2 protein-coding genes are annotated in these 501 nt (G+C 38.1%); both read right to left on the bottom strand.

Annotated features, from left to right (window positions below; genetic code table 11):
- Positions 1-230: spore coat protein (locus V7659_RS05045; RefSeq protein WP_335538544.1), on the bottom strand; the 230-nt coding region annotated here is incomplete at its 3' end.
- Between the two features lie 16 nt (positions 231-246).
- A complete protein-coding gene (locus V7659_RS05040; protein ID WP_335538550.1) occupies positions 247-492 on the bottom strand; it encodes a spore gernimation protein GerQ in 246 nt (81 codons plus the stop codon).
- Positions 493-501 lie beyond the last annotated feature (9 nt).

The following is a 501-nucleotide window of genomic DNA, read 5'->3' as shown; positions in this document are numbered from 1 at the left end:
AACCATTTTTTACTAATCATTAATTCTGTAATTTCTTGGTGCATGGCAATCCCTTGCATTAACTGGTTTCGTAAGAGGGTTCTAACATCAGGTGATGCGGACTCCGTTAATGCAACCGCAATATTGCGCACACCTTCTTTGGCACGAAGAAGTAAATCCATCGCAAATGTGGTATCTGCTAGCTCTGGTACGTGTAGCGAGTTTATAGGGTCTAAATAGTCATTGTTCAATGAATTTGCCTTCCTTTCAATTTATTATTGGTGTTGGCCGGTTTTGAGGAACAGGCGCTTCAAAAGGTGCACGTTGATAAATTGCCTGTAATTCTCCAAGTGCTTGCATGGATTGTTCAACATCTTTTTGCATTAATGCTCTCAAATCATCATCAAATACCAGTCCTTGCATTAGTTTTGATTTCGCTAAGCAAAGGGTTTTAAAATTAATAACTTCATGTAGATCCAATGACTCATGATCGGCTAATTTTTGAATATCCATTTTTGGTTC

Origin of the sequence: Neobacillus drentensis (assembly GCF_036966985.1) — a bacterium.
GTDB lineage: Bacteria > Bacillota > Bacilli > Bacillales > Cytobacillaceae > Neobacillus > Neobacillus drentensis_E.
The sequence above is the reverse complement of the archived record's forward strand: the minus strand, read 5'-3'. Positions and strand labels throughout refer to the sequence as shown.

Bases quoted from the DNA above. Each gene is read 5' to 3' on its own strand.
- V7659_RS05040 (WP_335538550.1), bottom strand. From the start codon at position 492: ATGGATATTCAAAAATTAGCCGATCATGAGTCATTGGATCTACATGAA.